The 15826-nt window shown below is 73.2% G+C and carries 15 protein-coding genes; 5 read left to right on the top strand and 10 right to left on the bottom strand.

All coding sequences use genetic code 11. The features are described from left to right. Positions 1-149: 149 nt before the first annotated feature. Both DPM19_RS07660 and DPM19_RS07655 read right to left on the bottom strand, forming a co-directional pair. Positions 150-542, bottom strand: coding sequence for a DoxX family protein (locus DPM19_RS07660; protein ID WP_111864116.1), 393 nt, complete (start codon positions 540-542; stop codon positions 150-152). Between the two features lie 127 nt (positions 543-669). Further along, on the bottom strand, positions 670-1101 hold the full coding sequence (locus DPM19_RS07655; protein WP_233509960.1) for a DUF1330 domain-containing protein: 432 nt from the start codon (positions 1099-1101) through the stop codon (positions 670-672). A gap of 99 nt (positions 1102-1200) precedes the next feature. Here DPM19_RS07655 and DPM19_RS07650 point away from each other — a divergent pair, with 99 nt between their 5' ends. The 3 genes from DPM19_RS07650 to DPM19_RS07640 are packed head-to-tail and all read left to right on the top strand — an operon-like array spanning position 1201 to position 2530. Continuing rightward, on the top strand, positions 1201-1638 hold the full coding sequence (locus DPM19_RS07650) for an ArsR/SmtB family transcription factor (protein WP_111864114.1): 438 nt from the start codon (positions 1201-1203) through the stop codon (positions 1636-1638). Further along, entirely contained in the window at positions 1635-2123 is a 489-nt protein-coding gene (locus DPM19_RS07645; RefSeq protein WP_111864113.1) for an SRPBCC family protein, read from the top strand. Before DPM19_RS07650 ends, DPM19_RS07645 begins: the two co-directional genes overlap by 4 nt. After that, positions 2120-2530 (top strand): VOC family protein, encoded by a 411-nt coding sequence (locus DPM19_RS07640; RefSeq protein WP_111864112.1) that lies wholly within the window; start codon positions 2120-2122, stop codon positions 2528-2530. The genes DPM19_RS07645 and DPM19_RS07640 overlap by 4 nt, the downstream gene beginning before the upstream one ends. Positions 2531-2713: 183 nt before the next feature. Here DPM19_RS07640 and DPM19_RS07635 read toward each other — a convergent pair whose 3' ends face one another. After that, positions 2714-3196, bottom strand: a complete 483-nt coding sequence (locus DPM19_RS07635; RefSeq protein ID WP_111864111.1) for an Lrp/AsnC family transcriptional regulator — start codon at positions 3194-3196, stop codon at positions 2714-2716. Positions 3197-3311: 115 nt separating this feature from the next. On the opposite strand from DPM19_RS07635, the gene DPM19_RS07630 reads away from it, so the two are divergent. Both DPM19_RS07630 and DPM19_RS07625 read left to right on the top strand, forming a co-directional pair. Then, the gene (locus DPM19_RS07630) at positions 3312-4496 is read left to right on the top strand and encodes a monodechloroaminopyrrolnitrin synthase PrnB family protein (protein ID WP_158566722.1); all 1185 of its coding nucleotides are present in this window, start codon (positions 3312-3314) and stop codon (positions 4494-4496) included. Then, on the top strand, positions 4489-5628 hold the full coding sequence (locus tag DPM19_RS07625; RefSeq protein WP_199484914.1) for an aminotransferase class V-fold PLP-dependent enzyme: 1140 nt from the start codon (positions 4489-4491) through the stop codon (positions 5626-5628). The genes DPM19_RS07630 and DPM19_RS07625 overlap by 8 nt, the downstream gene beginning before the upstream one ends. A 143-nt stretch (positions 5629-5771) precedes the next feature. On the opposite strand, the gene DPM19_RS35650 is transcribed toward DPM19_RS07625, so the two are convergent. The 7 genes from DPM19_RS35650 to DPM19_RS07590 form a co-directional block, all read right to left on the bottom strand. Beyond that, positions 5772-7118 (bottom strand): hypothetical protein, encoded by a 1347-nt coding sequence (locus DPM19_RS35650; protein ID WP_199484913.1) that lies wholly within the window; start codon positions 7116-7118, stop codon positions 5772-5774. 367 nt (positions 7119-7485) lie between these two features. Further along, positions 7486-9435 (bottom strand): serine/threonine-protein kinase, encoded by a 1950-nt coding sequence (locus tag DPM19_RS35645; protein ID WP_199484912.1) that lies wholly within the window; start codon positions 9433-9435, stop codon positions 7486-7488. 103 nt (positions 9436-9538) lie between these two features. Beyond that, on the bottom strand, positions 9539-11113 hold the full coding sequence (locus tag DPM19_RS07610) for an acyl-CoA synthetase (protein ID WP_111864109.1): 1575 nt from the start codon (positions 11111-11113) through the stop codon (positions 9539-9541). Between the two features lie 9 nt (positions 11114-11122). After that, a complete protein-coding gene (locus DPM19_RS07605; RefSeq protein WP_111864108.1) occupies positions 11123-12280 on the bottom strand; it encodes a thiolase domain-containing protein in 1158 nt (385 codons plus the stop codon). Beyond that, positions 12277-13314: a thiolase domain-containing protein gene (locus DPM19_RS07600; RefSeq protein WP_111864107.1), complete on the bottom strand. Its 1038-nt coding sequence runs from the start codon at positions 13312-13314 to the stop codon at positions 12277-12279. Before DPM19_RS07600 ends, DPM19_RS07605 begins: the two co-directional genes overlap by 4 nt. Further along, entirely contained in the window at positions 13311-14237 is a 927-nt protein-coding gene (locus DPM19_RS07595; protein WP_111864106.1) for a Zn-ribbon domain-containing OB-fold protein, read from the bottom strand. The genes DPM19_RS07600 and DPM19_RS07595 overlap by 4 nt, the downstream gene beginning before the upstream one ends. After that, entirely contained in the window at positions 14227-15792 is a 1566-nt protein-coding gene (locus tag DPM19_RS07590) for an acyl-CoA synthetase (protein WP_111864105.1), read from the bottom strand. Before DPM19_RS07590 ends, DPM19_RS07595 begins: the two co-directional genes overlap by 11 nt. Positions 15793-15826 lie beyond the last annotated feature (34 nt).

Below are 15826 nucleotides of genomic sequence, written 5' to 3'. Positions count from 1 at the left end.
CGCAGCGGGAACCGGCTGGAGCAGAAGCAGGGGACGACCCCACCCGGCGCCCCGGAGTCGCATCGGCTCCGGGGCGCCGCTCGCGTTCCCGGCGAAGCGGGCCACCGTCCCGCCGGCCTTTCGGCGAGCCACGGCCGGCCCGGGCTCGCTCAGTCCTTGCGGAACTCGGACTCGCCGGCGGTCTGGGAGACCTTGACGGCCCACACGACCAGCGGGGCCTGGAGCGGCAGCCGGGCGTAGGCGCCGGCACGCAGCGGCAGCGGCCGGTCCCGCCAGTCGTAGGCCATCTTCACGTTCGCCGGGAAGACACCGACGAACAGGCCGGCGCTGGCCAGCGCGCCGAGCCGCCGGGTGCGCGGGTTCAGCACGGCGGCGGCGCAGGCCAGCTCGGCGATCCCGCTCAGGTACGTCCAGGTGCGCGGGCTGCCGGGGAGTCGCCTGGGGACGACCATGTCGAAGGGCCGGGGCGCGACGAAGTGCATGACGCCGGCCCCGGCCAGCAGGGCGGCCAGCCGCCGGGCAGATCGTGACGAGTCGGTCATGCCCGGCACCCTCTCACGGCCCGCCCGACCCGTCAGACGGCGGGTCCAATAGTGCCGGGTTCACCGGGACCCTGCGCCCACGGGCGCGGGAGGCGCCCCCAGGACGGCAGGTCCGCCATGGCCCGATTCACCGGCTCGCCGCGGCCCGCAGCATGGCGCCCATCTCCGCCGAGTCGTGGTCGGGGCCGACCCCTTCGACGAGGATCGCGGCGCCCGGGATGTGGTCGGTGCGCAGCGGCAGGATCTCCTGATAGGCGGGCGACTCGTACCAGTTCCGGGCCTGGTCGGCCGAGGGGAACTCGATGATGACGATCGTCCCCGGCCAGCTTCCCTCCCGCACCTCCACCGCGCCGCCGTGCACGATGAACCGGCCGCCGTAGGGGTCCAGGGTCTCCTGGATCCGCTCCAGGTAGTCGAAGACGTCGGGGTGCAGCGACTGCACATCGTGCAGGTGGGCGAGCGCGTAGGCGGTCATGTTCCCTCCGGGGTTCTGCTCGGGTTGTGGCCCCAGCCTGCCCGGCCGCCGGTAGGGGCGTCGATTACGCCGCAGGTAACGCACGCTCGGCGGGCACCACGGTTCGGGGCACCGCGCACTTGACGGCCTCACACCGGGAGCGATAGAAACCACTCGGTTATTTAACTAAGGGGTTATCTGAAGATGAGCACGGATGTCCTCGACGCGACGTTCGCCGCGCTGGCCGACCCGACGCGACGGGCGATCCTCGCCCGGCTGGCGGCGGGCGAGGCCACGGTGACGGAACTGGCCGCACCGTTCGAGATGAGCCAGCCCGCGGTCTCCAAGCACCTCAAGGTGCTGGAGCGGGCCGGCCTCGTCTCCCGCGGCCGCGACGCGCAGCGCCGGCCGTGCCGGCTGGAGGCGCGCCCGCTCAAGGCCGCCACCGACTGGCTGGAGAACTACCGCGACTACTGGGAGGAGAGCTACCAGCGGCTGGACGCCCTGCTCACCGAGCTCAAGGACCGGGACGCGCGCCTCCCCGACCCGCATGCGGACGAGACCGCCCCGGCCGCCGGCTCCCGAAACCCGAAGCCGGACGGAACACCCCGAACCGACGGCCCCGGAAGCCGTGGCGCATGAGCGACGCCCTCACCGTGACGACCCCCGGCGACCGGGAGATCGTCATGACCCGGGTGTTCGACGCGCCCCGCCACCTGGTGTTCGCCGCGCTGACCGAACCCGACCTGCTCGGGCGCTGGTACGGCGCGCGCGGCTGGAACCTGGTGGCCTGCGAGGTCGACCTGCGGGTGGGCGGCGCCCGGCGCCTCGTCTCCCGCGGCCCCGGCGGCGCGGAGATGGTCCAGTACGGCGTGTACCGCGAGATCCGGCCGCCCGCCCGCCTCGCCTACACCGAGATGTTCGAGGAACAGTCCTATCCCGGCGAGTCCCTGATCACCCAGGACCTCGCCGAGCACCCCGGCGGAACCCTGCTGACCAGCACGGTCCGCTACGCGACCCCGCAGGGCCGCGACACCGTACTGCGGTACCCGATGAAACGCGGCGTGGGCGAGTCCTACGACCGGCTCGCCGCACTGCTCCGATCCCCCGAAGGAGTCAGCCCATGAACTGGACCCTGGAAGTGGTCATCGTCCCCGTCTCGGACGTCGAGCGGGCCAAGACCTTCTACGCCGAGCAGCTCGGTTTCCACGTCGACCACGACACCAAGATCTCCGAGGACGCGCGCCTGGTCCAGCTCACCCCGCCCGGCTCGGGCTGCTCCGTCGTCATCGGCGAGGGACCGGTCGTCCCCGACATGCCGCCCGGCTCCCTCAAGGGCCTGCAACTGGTGGTCCCCGACATCCACCGGGCCCATGCCGAACTGGCCGGACGCGGCGTGGACGTCACCGAGGTCCAGATCATGGGCGAGAACCCCAGCCCGACGGACGACCCCCTCGACAACGTCGGCTTCGTCTTCTTCACCGACCCGGACGGCAACGCCTGGGCCGTCCAGCAGATCTCCTCCCGCGCCTGACCGAGTTCCCAGGCAAGGCTGATCCTTCAGCCTTCAGGGCGTCAGTGCGCACCGAATGCTGAAGGATCAGCGCCAAGAGGTGGATGTGCGCTGATCCTTCAGCGTCCGAGGTGCTGTGACGCCCTGAAAGCTGAAGGATCAGCGGTCCCGGGCGCCGTGCAGGGGTTCGCGGGTTGCAGGGCGTCAGTCCGTGGCGGTCGCCGGGTCGGCGACGGGGAGCGGAGAGGGGGGTTTGATCTCTTCCAGGCGCAGGTAGGTGATCAGCCGCTGGCCGCCCTGCAGGGACAGCCGGGACAGTACGCGCTTGAGGTCGGCGACGTCGCGGGCGACGATGGTGAGGATGGCGTCGGTCTCGCCTGCGACCCAGTCGGCGGCGATGACCTGGGGCAGTGCCCGCACCTCGTCCTCGAACGCGCGGCTGGTCCGCGGGGCGGCGCCGGCCAGGGTCACCGCCACGTATACCTGGAGGGGGAAGCCCGCCGCCGCGGGGTCCACCCGGGCCACGACGCGCCGGATGACGCCGGACGCCTTCAGCCGCCGGACGCGGTTGAGGGTCGCCGCGGGCGACAGACCCACCAGCCGGGCCAGCTCGACGTTGGTCCGGTCGGCGTCCGCCTGCAGCTCGGCGAGCAGCCGTACGTCAATTTCATCAAGCGCTTCCGCCATACCGCCAAATTTTATTCCGTTACCAGGGGGAATGACCGAACTTGGCCGGGTTGTCGGTGACGATGGTCAGGGGCGCGCTACTTGCGGTCCGCTCGGAGGTCAGGGGGTCCAGGCTATGGATGCAGCGGCCGTCGACCGGTTCGACCGGTGGATCAGGCAGGAGTTCGTCGAACGCAACACCGAACTGGAAGAGGCGTACTTCTCGGCTCGGCGCGAGATCGTCCACGACCCGCACCTCGACACGATCAAGCGGATGATCCGCACGGACGGCGCGAAGCTGATCGCCCCGATCGTCGAGGACGGCGGGATGCCGCCCGGCGCCCAGGAGAGGTACCGGCTGCTGGGCGCCGTCGGGTTCTACCTCGCGTCCTGCCGCAGGCACGAGGTCGACGGCCCCGACGGCGCCGAGGAGCTGTCGGCCGCCTGGTCGCTGGCGAACCTGCTGGGCTCGTCGCTCGGTGTCGTGCCCAGGTTCGTGTTCGCCCACCAGTCGTTTTACAACCCGGCCGTCCACGACGCGTACCGGACGTTCACCTCGCTCGACGACGAGTCCGTCTTCATCACCTACAACGCCCTGGCCGCGCTGGCCTACCGGCGCGCCGCCCACGCGCTGCGGTCCGTCCCCCCGATGGGGGTGTCGAACCCGATGGCGACGTACCTGCTGGAGGACGCGCGCGCGGCGCTCGACGACGTCATGGAGTTCCAGCGCACGCTGGGCCGGACGCTCGACGTCGACCGCTTCTTCTTCAACGTCCGGCCCTACTTCAAGCCGTACCGCGTCGGCGGCACGGAGTACCGCGGCGCGAACGCCGGCGACTTCTCGGCGATCAACGAGCTCGACGTCCTGCTCGGCCTGTGCGACCCGCGAGACCCCTTCTACCAGGGCATACTGGCCGAGAAGCGCCCCTACCTCCCGCCCGAGGACCAGGCCAGGCTGCGCGGGGTCGTCACCGCCGAATCCCTGCTGGAGGCGTTCCTGCGGGAGGCGGCGGCAGGCCCCGTCACCCCGCGGTTGCGGGAGAACGCCGAGCACTTCCTCGCCCTCTGCCGGGCGCACGGCACCGCCTCCTCCTTCCACCACCACAAGCTCGTCAAGCCCTTCCTCGAGGAGCCGGCCAGGGACGCGCCGGAGGAACGGCGCAAGGGCATCACGGCCAGCGGCCCGCCCCTGGAGGTGGTCATGGCATGGCTCGCCCGCCTGAGCGACCTCCGCGCGGCCCGCGACCTCCCCGGCAGCGCCCGGCTCGCCCTGGAACGGCTCCGGAACCTCATCGCGGACGGCGCGCGGACCGATGGGTGAGACGCCGGAGCAGTTCAGGCGGCGGTTCCCCGCCCTGGAGAACCTGACCTACCTCGCCTCCTGCAGCCAGGGCGCGATGTCCGACGCGCTGGCCGGGTCCCTGGCCGAGTTCCAGGCGCGGCTGCTCGAACCCGGCGACCCGTGGCACCCGTGGACGGAGCGGGTCGAGGAGGCGCGGCGGCGCTTCGCCGACCTCATCGGCGCCGACGCCGACGAGGTCGCGATCGTGTCCTGCGCGTCCGAGGGCGCCTACCAGGTCGCCTCCGGCCTGGCCTGGTCGCCGGGCGACGCGATCGTCACCACCGACCTGGAGTTCCCCTCGATCGCGCACGTCTGGCTCGCCCAGCGCGCGCGGGGCGCCACGGTGCGGCACGCGGTCTCCACCGGAGGCTTCGCCACGCTCGACGGCTACGACCAGGCGATCGACGAGCGGACGCGGCTGGTGTCGGTCCCGCTGGTCAGCTTCCGGCACGGCCAACGGCTGCCGGTGGCGGAGATCGCCGCGCTCGCGCACCGGCGCGGCGCCCAGGTGATCGTCGACGCCTACCAGGGGCTCGGCGTCGAGCCCGTGAACGTCGCCGAACTCGGCTGCGACTACCTCATCGGCGGCGCGCTGAAGTACCTGCTCGGCATCCCCGGCATCGCGTTCCTCTACGCCCGCGCCGGAGCATCACAGGACCGGGACCCGCAGCTCACGGGCTGGTTCGGCCGGGCCGACCCGTTCTCGTTCAACCCCTACGAGCTCGACTACGCGAAAACCGCGCGCCGCTTCGAGGTGGGCACCCCGCCCGTCCCGGCCGCCTACGGCGCGGTCGCGGGCCTGCGGCTGATCTCGGCCCTGGACCCCCGCGCGGTCAGGGAGCACATCGCGGCGCTCACCGACCACCTGCACACCGAACTAGCCCGCCGCGGGGAAACGATCGCCTCCCCCGCGGCACCGGACGCGCGGGGCCCCCAGGTCGCGATCCGCGACACCGACCCGGAACGACTGGCGTCCTTCCTCGCCGCCCGCCGCATCATGACGAGCCCGCGCGGCGAACTGCTCCGCCTCTCCGTCCACTACTACAACACCGAAGCCGACATGGCCGCGGCCATCACCGCCATCGCCGACTACCGGCGCACCGCGCCGTAACCGGCACCCGATCGAGGCACGACGCTCCCGTTCCGTGCCGCGAGCCCCGTCCCCTCGAACGTGATCCTTGAGGATTCGAGGGGCGATGACCCCTCGAATCCTCAAGGATCACGAAAGGGTTCGGGGCGGGGATCGCCGGTGGTTCATTCCAGGGCGGCGGTGGCGGTGGCGGCGATGGTGCGGGCGTAGCGGATGACGCCAGGGGATCTGCTGTCGCAGGGCTGAGGGTCGAGGATCGCCGAGGTGAGGCAGAGGTGGAGTTTGCGGTCGTCGGTCTTCCTGTAGAGCTGGGCCATGCCGCCGTCCATCCGCGGGTGCGTGCAGTAGCCGTGGCGCCGCTCGTCGGGGGTGCACGGGGAGAACTGGGGGCTGCGGTGGCGGCCGTCGGGGATCGGGGGGCCGCCGTGCGCGGCGGTGCTGAGCTGCCAGCCGGCGTCGGAGGTCAGGTCCTGGTGGGCGTGCGCGACCGTGGTGTAGACGTCCTGGTTGAGGCGGCGGACCCGGTCGGGGTCGCCGGCGTCGGGGGGCTGGAGCACCCACACCACCCGGGGGCGGGGGATGCCGGCCTGCCGGGCCGCCTCGGTGATCTGCCGGACGGCCTGGTGGGCGTCGTTCCAGTAGCGGTGGTAGTAGTCGTCCCGGTCGGGGCGGGCTCCGCCGGTGCAGGGGGTGTACTCGGAGGAGTGGCCCCAGAACTGCATCACCACCACGCGCGGCCGGACGCTCCTGATCATCGCGGGCAGGCGGCGGGTGGCCGGTACCGAGGAGTTCGGGGTGCCGCCCAGGTGGTCGCAGATCGCGCTGCCCGGCTGCTCGGTGGCGACGACGGCGCCCCGGCCGGTGCGGTGCACGAAGTAGGCCAGCGCGTTGCGGGTCTGCCGGGCGATCGTCTCGCCCACGTACAGCACGGTGGGGGCGCCGGCGGGGGCGGGCGGCGGGGTGCGCAGCAGCCGTTCGTCCGGTGGGGGGAGGTCCATGACCGGCGGGCCGGGGGCGGGGTCCGAGCCGGCCGGGGCGGTTCTGTTCGCCTCGTTCTCGACCAGCGCGAACACCGCGACGGCGCCGACCACCGCCACCACCACGGTCAGGGCCGCCACCAGCCTGCGGACTCCCCGGTAGGCGGTGTCCGGGCGGCGCGGGAGTTCCTCGACCCGGACCGCGGGGTCCGGTCCGGTGCGGCCCGCTCCCGCGATGCGGCGGCGGGCCGTGATCCAGCAGCGCACCTGGTCGTCGTCGCCCCCGCAGGCGCGGACGAACGCGGCGAGCATGTCCTCGCGGGGCAGGGTGTCGCGGGTCAGCGCCAGGGTGACGGTGCTGCGCGGCAGGGCGTCGCCGGCCGCCGCGGCACGCCGCTCCAGTTCCCGGTAGCTGTGCCCGGACCAGTTCTTGAGCCGCCGCATCGCCGCGACCAGTTCGGCGGCGTCGGCGGCTTCGTCCGGCCGGGGCATCCCGGCCCTGGCGTCGGCGTTCGCTTCGGCCACCTCGTCCATTCGCGTCTCCCGACTTCCGCACCGGCTCGGTACCTCGCCCGCGGGTCGTCGCCCCGGGGCTGCCGCCAACCACTATGCCCCGCATCCCACTATTAAGCGTCAGAACGACACATATACCGATGATGCGTAGTGGCCGCCTGATCTGGTCGTCCACATGAGTTCCCCGGACTCTGGCCACCCCTGGCCAACCGTCCGGGCCACCTGCACAGCGGTCCGGGTCTGACCCGGCCACCCGATGCCCGCCGCGAACCGGGCGGCGCCGTCCAGGGCGGCTCCGCTCGGGCGGTGCCGCATGGCGGCCTCGGGAGAAGCCGAACCAGCCGGGAACGCCCGGGCACGGGTGATCCTTCGGCAGGACCGCGGGCGTTCAGCTCGCGTGGAAGGAGGTGCCCTGGAGGCCGTCCAGTCCGGTGTGGGCGGCGACGCAGCGGTAGACGCGGTTGCCGTTCTCGAAGGACGCCTGGGACGGCGGGAGCACGTCGGGCCGCCACCCGGCCACCGGGTGCCGGAGCCCGGCGCCCTTGCGGGAGGCGAGCAGGACCTGCTTGGAGCAGACCTGGCGGATCAGCGGGTGCTGGGCCAGTTCCTGCTGGTTCCAGGTCTGGGCGTCGGCGGGCAGCAGGCCGATGGCGAACGTCTCCCAGCTGTGCCGGCGCACGCAGTCGTAGCGGGTCGCCCGCGCGTCCCCGGAGATCACCACCATGCCGCCCCAGCACTCCGCGGTCGTGGTGCATCGGGCCTGCGCGCCCTGGACGCCCGCGGCGGGGCAGTTCTCGGTCACCGTGGGGACCCCGTACCCGCCGTTCGCGGCGGGCCGGGAGGCGTTCCCCGCTCCGGGCGACGCGCCGCCGGAGGCGGCCCCGGTACCCGGCTCCCCGTCACCCCGGTCGGACATGGCCACCAGCGCGCCCGCGCCGACGATCGCCGCGGCGACCAGCGCGGCGGCGCTCAGCAACACGCCCCTGCCGATGCCCTGGCGGGCGGGACGTCCCGGGCTCGTGGTGCCGTGCCAGCCGCCGGGCGGCCGGGTCTGCGGGCCGGGCCAGCCGCCGTGCTCCCCGCCGGGGTACTGCGCTCCGTATCCCCCGGTACCCGGTCCGGACGGGGACGCCCAGGGGGCACCCGGCGCGGGGGCGGGCGGCCCGGCCACCGGCGGAGGGCCGGGCGCGTGACCGGGCGAGAACACCGCGCCCCGGCCTGAAGGATCCGTGCCGTGGACAGGCGAACCCGGATCCGTCCGCGGACCCGATACGGGCGAAACCCCGAACGCGGCGCCGCCCGTACCGGGCGGCGAGCCCGGCGGGGGCGGGAGGCCGGGAGTGCCCGTCCCGGGCACGACATGTGCTCCGGAGGCGGTCGGCCCGGAACCGGCCGGGGCGGCCGCCACGGGCGGCGGGCCGGACACGACCCCGGGTCCGGAGGCGACCGGCCCGCGATCGGACGAGGCGCCCGCCGGGGCGGGCAGGCCCGGGTCGGTTCGCGGGCCCGGCACAGGCGCGGAACCGGCCAGGTCGGCGGGGGCCAGGGCGGCGAGGGCGTCGCGGAGGGCCGCGGCGGTGGGGGTGCGGGCGGCCGGGTCGTAGGCGAGGGCCCGGCGGAGGACCTCGACCAGGGCGGGCGGGGCACCGGGAACGTCCGGCACCGGGTGGCGCTGCGCCGCCAGCAGGGCCGGGATGGACGGCGGGCCGCCGGGCGGGAAGTGCGGGGGGCGGCCCGAGAGCAGCGCGTACAGCGAGGCCGCCAGCGAGTACACGTCGCCCACCGGAGCCGGCTCGACCAGCTGGAACGCCTCGGGCGGGGCGTACGCGGGGGTGAGGGCCTCCCGGGTGGCGGACGACTCCAGGCCGGGGGCGGGCATGCTGGCCAGGCCGAAGTCGGCCAGCGCGACCCCGCCGTAGGGGTCGCGGAGGATGTTGGCGGGCTTCACGTCGCGGTGCAGCACCCCGGCGGCGTGCGCGGCGGCCAGGGCGTCGGCGATCCGCACCCCGATGTCGCGGACCTCGGCGGCGGGGAACGGGCCCGAGTCGTGCAGCCGGTCGTTCAGCGAGCCGTCGGGGCACAGCGCCATGACCATGTACGGCCGGCCGTCGGGGAGCGTGCCCGCGTCGTAGAGCGCCACCACGTGCGGGTGCCCGGACAGCCGGCCGGCCGCGGTGACCTCGCGCATGAAGCGCCGCCGGTCCCGCTCGGTGGACAGCACCCGGCTGTCGATCTTCAGCGCGACCTCGCGCCGCACGGCCAGCTGGCGGGCGCGGTAGACGGTGCCGAACCCGCCCGCGCCCAGCATCTCGACGATCTCGTAACCGGGGATGTCCATGACAGGGGAAAGCTCCTGGTATGCCGGGGAGGGCAGCACTCTAACCGCCCGCCCCGACACCACGCCCCGACACGGTCCCGATCGAGATGAAGACTCCGGGAACTCAGCCCGCGGCCGCCGCGGTCTCCTTGGCCCAGCGGTAGTCCGCCTTGCCCGTCGGGGAGCGGACGATCTCGGGGACGAAGGCGTAGGCGCGCGGCACCTTGTAGCCCGACAGGCTCTCCCGGCAGTGGGCGTCCAGCTCCTCCGAGGAGGGGGCCGGGCGGTCCGGGTAGAGCTGGACCACCGCGGCGACCCGGCTGCCCCAGCGCGGGTCGGGGACGCCGGTGACGACCGCGTCGTACACGTCCGGGTGCCCCTTCAGGACCGCCTCCACCTCCTCGGGGAAGACCTTCTCCCCGCCGGTGTTGATGGCCTGCGAGCCGCGGCCGAAGACCGCGATGGTGCCGTCCGCCTCGACCGTGGCGATGTCGCCGGTGAGCAGCCAGCGCCGGCCGTCCACCTGGGGGAACGTCTTCGCCGTCTTCTCCGGGTCGTTGTAGTAGCCGCGGGCGATGAAGCCCGTCCGGGCGACCTGCCCCAGCACCCCGGAGCCGGGCTCGACGGGACGCAGCGACTCGTCCAGCACCGTCACGTCGGGCACGTCGGGCGAGAACCGCAGCCCCTTCTCGGGGCTGGACCCGGCGACCGCCGCGGCGGTGGAGCCGGACTCGGTGGACCCGAACCGGTCCAGGATCATCACGTTGGGCAGCAGCGCCTGCAGCCGGTCCCGCACCGCGCCGGTGAGGATCGCCCCGGTCGAGGCGTAGGTGATCAGCGACGACAGGTCGTAGGAGTCGCGCTCCAGCGCGTCGGCCATCGGGATCGCCATCGCGTCCCCGGTGACCGTCAGCGAGTTGACCCGCTCGCGCCCGATCGTCCGCCAGACCTCGTCGGCGTCGAACTTGCGCACGTAGACGATGGCGGCGCCCATGCACCAGGCGATGAACGTGGCCATCTGCGCGGCGCCGTGCATCAGCGGCGGCGCCGTCATCATGATCATCGGCCCGGAGGTGCGGGCGAACTCCACCACGTCCTGCGGCACCGAGAAGGGGGGCGCCGCCGGGTTGCCGAACGCGAAGAACAGGTCCCGCAGGCTCCACATCACGCCCTTGGGCATGCCGGTGGTCCCGCCGGTGTAGATGATGTAGGTGTCGTCGGGCGAGCGCGGCGGGAACCCGCGGCCGGTGGAGCAGCCGGCCAGCGCCTCCTCGTACTCCACCGAGCCGGGCACCGAGCCCGGCCCGCCCACCGAGATCAGGTGCCGCAGCTTCGGCGCCTGCGGGGCGGTCGCCGCCACCCGGTCGTCGAACTCCGCGTCGTACAGCAGCGCCACGATGTCGGAGTCCTGGTAGAGGTAGAGCAGTTCCTTCTGCACGTACCGGTAGTTGACGTTGACGGGCACCGCCCGGATCTTCAACGTGGCGAGCAGCGCGGCGGCGTACTCAACCCCGTTGTAGAGCTGCATCCCGACGTGCTCCCCGGGCCGCACCCCGGCGGCGATCAGGTGGTGGGCCAGCCGGTTGGCCTCGGCGTCCATCTCGGCGAAGGTGAGCCGCCGGTCGCCGCACGCCAGCGCGACGCGGTCCCCGATCGCGTCCGCTATCGCCTCGAACAAATCAGCCTGGTGGAACTCCATCGGGGCACCTCACGGTCTGTCTGAACCGACAATCCACATCGCGAAGAACTGCGCGCCGCCGCCGTAGGCGTGGCCGAGCGCCCGGCGGGCGCCGTCGACCTGGTACTCGCCGGCCATGCCGCGCACCTGGAGAGCCGCCTCGGCGAACCGGATGAGCCCGGACGCGCCGATCGGGTTGGAGGAGAGCACCCCGCCGGACGGGTTCCACGGGATGTCCCCGGTCAGCGCCGTGGCGCCGTTCTCGGTGAGCTTCCAGCCCTCGCCCTCGGCGCAGAAGCCCAGGTTCTCCAGCCACATCGGCTCGTACCAGGAGAACGGGACGTACACCTCGGCGCAGTCGAGTTCGGCGCGGGGGTCGGTGATGCCCGCCTGGGCGTAGACGTCGGCGGCGCAGTCGATGCCGGCGCGCGGGCTCACCGTGTCGCGCCCGGCGAAGACGATCGGCTCGGACCGCATCGCGGTGCCGTGCACCCAGGCGGGCGGGTTCGGCGCGCTCCGGGCGGCGTCCTCCGAAGCCAGCACCATCGCGCAGGCGCCGTCGGAGGAGGGGCAGGTCTCCAGGTAGCGCAGCGGCTCCCACAGCATGGGCGTCATCTCGACCATCTCGCGGGAGATGCCGGGGATCTTCAGGTGCGCGTACGGGTTCTTCAGCGCGTTCTCGCGGTCCTTCACCGCGACGAGCGTCCCGATGTGGTCGGGGGCGTTCGAGCGCTGCATGTACGCCCGGATGTGCGGGGCGAAGTAGCCGCCCGCGCCGACCACCAGCGACGCGCTGTAGGGCCGGTCGACCGTCAGCGCCCAGGTGGCGTTGGACTCCGACTGCTTCTCCCAGGCCACCACCAGCACCCGCTGGTGGACGCCCGACCGGATCAGGTTGGCGGCGACGATGCCGGTGGAGCCGCCGACCGAGCCGGCGGTGTGCACCCGCATCATCGGCTTGCCCCGGGCGCCCAGCGCGTCGGCGAGGTACGTCTCGGGCATGATCACGCCCTCGAACAGGTCGGGCGCCTTGCCGACCACCACCGCGTCGATGTCGGTCCAGGTCAGGCCGGCGTCCTCCAGGGCGCGCAGCGCCGCCTCGCGGACCAGCCCCGCGATCGAGACGTCCAGGCGCCGGGTCTTGTAGGCGGTCTGCCCGACCCCGATCACCGCGCAGCGCTCGGTCATCGCCGATCTCCTTCCAGGACGCACACCAGGTTCTGCTGGAGGCACGGGCCGAAGCTCGCGTGGCCGAGCGCCCGCCGGGCCGCGCCGGAATGGATGCGGGCCGCGGCCTCGCCGATCCGGATCAGCCCGGCGGCCATCGGCGGGTTGGCGGACAGGGCACCGCCGGACGGGTTGACGAGCACGTCCTCGCCGAGCCCCAGGGCCTCCCGCAGGATCAGCTCCTCGTGGCTGAACTGGGCGTGCAGTTCGGCCACCTCGACGCCGGCGGCTCCGGCCCGCTCCCCCGCCAGCCGGGCGGACTCCGACCGGCTCAGGTCCCGGACGCCGGGCGAGTGGGCGTCGGCCCGGTGGTCGATGCCGGTGATCCAGGCGGGCCGTTCGCACAGCTCGCGGGCGCGGTCACCGGAGGCCAGCACGATCGCCGCGGCGCCGTCCGTGCGCGGCGCCACGTCGTGCGGGCGCAGCGGCGCGACCTCGTACCCGGCGTCGGCGGCCGGGTCGTCCAGGTGCAGCGCGTACGGGTTGTCCCGGCCGGCGGCCCGGGACCGGGCGGCCACGGCGCGCAGGTCGTCCTCCTTGGCCCCGGACCGGTCGAGGTGGGCGCGGGCCTGGAGGGCGGCCAGCGACACCTGGTCGGGGCCGAGCGGGGCCAGGTAGTACGGGTCGAGCTGCTGGACCAGCAGTTCCGCGACGTCCGTCTGGGACGACTTGCCGAACCCGTACACCAGGGCGGTGTCGACCACGCCGTGCTTGAGCTCGACCCACGCCTCGTAGAGCGCCCAGGCGGCGTCCATCTCGACATGGCTCTCGGCGATCGGCGGCCAGGCGCCGACCGCGTCCAGGGCGGAGACGAAGGCGAACGGCGCGCCCTCCAGGTAGTCGCACGAGCCGGAGCAGGTGAACCCGAACCGGTTCAGCCCGGTCGCGGCCTTGACCTGCTGGATCACCGGCAGGAGCATCTCGGTCTCCGACAGCCCGGCGTTCTCGGCGGTGTGCGTGGTCTGGGCGAACGCGACCACGGCGATGTCGGTCATGTGTAGTCCTTGATCGCGTCGAAGGGCACGTCGGGCTCCCCGGTGGGCTCGAACCAGCGGATGTTGCCGATGGAGCGGCCCCACTCCTCCCGGGGCTTCCACGCCGCGCGGACGCGCATGCCCAGCCGGACCTGGTCGGCGGGAATCCCGGAGACCAGGGCGAGCATCGCGACGTCGGCGCCGTCCAGCAGGATGTACGCCGACACGAACGGCACCTCGGGCGCGCGCGGGTCGGGGATGTTGTTGACGGCGAAGGTGGTGACCGTGCCGGTGTCGGCCACCTCCACCTCCTCGGTGGTGGGCACCCCGTCCATGGGGCACAAGCCCTTCATCGGCACCAGGACCTTGTCGCAGACCTCGCAGCGGTGGCCCAGGATGCGGCCCTCGGACATGCCCTCCAGGAACCGGTCCAGCGCCCGGCCAGGGTGCAGCCGGTACTCCAGCCGGGTCGGTGCCACGTACATCGTGACCTCGGGTTCGAAGCACTCGATGTCGCGGACGCTGCCGACCCGCTCGGCCCGGAAGCGCGGGCGGACCCGCAGCCCGGCGCGCAGCCGGCGGGGCGGCTCGGGGCCCTCCTCGCCCAGGTCGAGGGCGTGCAGCAGGGCGGTGTCGGCGCCGTCCATCCTGATCAGGGCCCAGGCGAACGGGCGGTCCAGCGGGTGGGTGGCGCGCGGGTTCGGCACCCACGACCACGACTCGACCGTGCCGGCCGGGCCGACCTCGACGAACTCGTCGGTGACCGCGTCACCGGTGTCGGGGTCGTACTCGGTCGGCGGCACCAGCACCCGGCCCGCGGCGGTGCGCACCCCGACCACGCGGCCCGACCGCAGCTCGGTCAGGAACCGGCCGATGACGGGGCCGACCGAGCGGGTGTAGCCGCCGGGGAACTCCAGCACGTGGGCCGTGGTCTCAGATGGCACTGCCCTGGTCCTTCCAGTACGGGTCGCGCAGCTTGCGCTTGAGGAGCTTGCCGTTGGGCTCGCGCGGCATGGCCTCGATGAAGTCGATCGACCTCGGCCACTTCATCCGGGCCAGCCGGCCGTCCAGCGCGGCCAGGATCTCCGCGGCCAGCTCCGGTCCGGGGGCGACGCCCTCGGCGGGCTCGACCACGGCCTTGATCTGCTCGCCCCACTCCTCGTCGGGGATGCCGAACACGGCGACGTCCGCGACCTTGGGGTGCATGACGATCTCGTTCTCGATCTCGGCCGGGTAGATGTTCGCCCCGCCCGAAATGATCATGTCGGCCTTGCGGTCGGACAGGAACAGGAAGCCGTCCTCGGTGAGGTAGCCGATGTCGCCGACGGTGAAGTAGTCGTCCAGCCGGCCGGCCTCGGTCTTGTCCCGGTCGCCCTTGTACTCGAACTCGACCCCGGCCATCTTCATGTAGATCGTGCCGGCGGTGCCCGCGGGGACGGGCTTGCCGTCGTCGTCGACGACGAGCAGTTCGCTGATCGGCCAGGCGTTGCCGACCGTTCCGGGGTGGTCCCGCCAGTCCTGCGGGCTGGCGATGCTGCCGCCGCCCTCGGTGGCCGCGTAGTACTCCCAGATGCAGTCGCCCCACCAGTCGAGCATCTGCTGCTTCAGCGGGACGGGGCAGGGCGCGGCGGCGTGGATCGCCCACTTCATGGAGGAGACGTCGTAGCGGTTCCTGACCTCCTCGGGCAGCGACATCAGCCGCTTGAAGTGGGTGGGCACCATGTGCGTGCTGGTGATCTCGTACCGCTCGATCAGCCGCAGCGTCTCTTCGGCGTCCCACCGGTCCATGTAGACGACGGTGTGGCCCATCTGCAGCGCGGTGCCGCCGAACTGGCTGACCGCGGTGTGGTAGTTCGGCGAGGTCACCAGGTGTGCCTGGGGGTCGCCGCCGGCGGGCGCCCCGGGGGTCATCCCGAACAGCCCCAGCAGGAACGTCATGAGCTCGCCGCTGTCGTCGGGGTCGATCCCGGTCAGCGCGCGGCGGACGCCCTTGGGCCGGCCGGTGGTGCCGGAGGTGTAGTGCATGGTGGCGCCGGCGCTGCGGTTCTCCGGCAGGGTGTCGGGCTGCCCGTCCAGCAGTTCGGCCACGGGACGGAACCCGGGGACGGAGCCGAACGCGAACCGGCGCCGCGGGTCGAGCCCGGCCTCCTCCGCGCCGGACACGCCCTCGGCGGCGTGCCGCTCGTGCACGAAGAACGCCTTGGCCTCGCTGTCGGCCACGATGTAGCCGATTTCGGGGCCGGTCAGGTGCCAGTTGATCGGGGTGTAGTACCAGCCGGCCTGGAGCGCGGCCAGGTAGAGCACCAGCCCGTCGGTACCGTTCGGCACGAGCCCGCAGATGCCGTCGCCGGGCTCCAGGCCCAGCTCGCGCAGCCCGTGCACCACCCGGTTCGCGCGGGCGAGCAGGTCGCCCGCAGTGTGCTCGGTGCCATCCGGATCCACGGCGGCGATCCACTCCGGATCGCGCGCGGCCAGCCGCCAGAAGCCCAACGACCCCATCGGATTCTCCCTCGGGCAGTCGTACGGTGTGGTG

This window comes from Actinomadura craniellae (assembly GCF_003289645.1).
GTDB classification, from domain to species: Bacteria; Actinomycetota; Actinomycetes; order Streptosporangiales; family Streptosporangiaceae; genus Actinomadura_D; species Actinomadura_D craniellae.
This window is presented reverse-complemented; position numbering and strand designations above follow the sequence as displayed.

What these genes read in the sequence shown, in the direction of transcription:
- DPM19_RS07660 (WP_111864116.1), bottom strand. Translation starts at nt 542, where the DNA reads ATGACCGACTCGTCACGATCTGCCCGGCGGCTGGCCGCCCTGCTGGCC.
- DPM19_RS07650 (WP_111864114.1), top strand. Translation starts at nt 1,201, where the DNA reads ATGAGCACGGATGTCCTCGACGCGACGTTCGCCGCGCTGGCCGACCCG.
- DPM19_RS07645 (WP_111864113.1), top strand. Translation starts at nt 1,635, where the DNA reads ATGAGCGACGCCCTCACCGTGACGACCCCCGGCGACCGGGAGATCGTC.
- DPM19_RS07640 (WP_111864112.1), top strand. Translation starts at nt 2,120, where the DNA reads ATGAACTGGACCCTGGAAGTGGTCATCGTCCCCGTCTCGGACGTCGAG.
- DPM19_RS07635 (WP_111864111.1), bottom strand. Translation starts at nt 3,196, where the DNA reads ATGGCGGAAGCGCTTGATGAAATTGACGTACGGCTGCTCGCCGAGCTG.
- DPM19_RS07630 (WP_158566722.1), top strand. Translation starts at nt 3,312, where the DNA reads ATGGATGCAGCGGCCGTCGACCGGTTCGACCGGTGGATCAGGCAGGAG.
- DPM19_RS07625 (WP_199484914.1), top strand. Translation starts at nt 4,489, where the DNA reads ATGGGTGAGACGCCGGAGCAGTTCAGGCGGCGGTTCCCCGCCCTGGAG.
- DPM19_RS35650 (WP_199484913.1), bottom strand. Translation starts at nt 7,118, where the DNA reads ATGGACGAGGTGGCCGAAGCGAACGCCGACGCCAGGGCCGGGATGCCC.
- DPM19_RS35645 (WP_199484912.1), bottom strand. Translation starts at nt 9,435, where the DNA reads ATGGACATCCCCGGTTACGAGATCGTCGAGATGCTGGGCGCGGGCGGG.
- DPM19_RS07610 (WP_111864109.1), bottom strand. Translation starts at nt 11,113, where the DNA reads ATGGAGTTCCACCAGGCTGATTTGTTCGAGGCGATAGCGGACGCGATC.
- DPM19_RS07605 (WP_111864108.1), bottom strand. Translation starts at nt 12,280, where the DNA reads ATGACCGAGCGCTGCGCGGTGATCGGGGTCGGGCAGACCGCCTACAAG.
- DPM19_RS07600 (WP_111864107.1), bottom strand. Translation starts at nt 13,314, where the DNA reads ATGACCGACATCGCCGTGGTCGCGTTCGCCCAGACCACGCACACCGCC.
- DPM19_RS07590 (WP_111864105.1), bottom strand. Translation starts at nt 15,792, where the DNA reads ATGGGGTCGTTGGGCTTCTGGCGGCTGGCCGCGCGCGATCCGGAGTGG.